This window comes from Oceanivirga salmonicida, from assembly GCF_001517915.1.
In the GTDB taxonomy this organism is placed as follows: domain Bacteria; phylum Fusobacteriota; class Fusobacteriia; order Fusobacteriales; family Leptotrichiaceae; genus Oceanivirga; species Oceanivirga salmonicida.
In genome coordinates, this window is the sequence record NZ_LOQI01000237.1 from 1 (window position 1) to 232 (window position 232).

Here is a 232-nt window from a genome sequence, read left to right on the forward strand (position 1 = left end):
TTATGAGCAAATATATTAAGGAGGAAATTTGAACAAAGTAGAATTATTATCACCAGCAGGTAATATGGAAAAATTAAAAGAAGCGATACATTTTGGTGCAGATGCATGTTATATAGGTGGTGGAGCTTTTAATTTAAGAGGAATGTCGGCTAATTTTAGAGATAAAGAATTAAAAGAAGCAGTTGAGTATGCACATAAATTAGGAAAAAGAGTATATGTTACTCTTAATATA

Annotated in this window: 1 protein-coding gene; it reads left to right on the forward strand. The window is 29.3% G+C overall.

Annotated elements, in window-relative coordinates:
* Positions 1-28: 28 nt before the first annotated feature.
* Positions 29-232, forward strand: a 204-nt coding sequence (locus AWT72_RS09100) for a peptidase U32 family protein (protein WP_371440147.1), incomplete at its 3' end; no start/stop codon positions are given.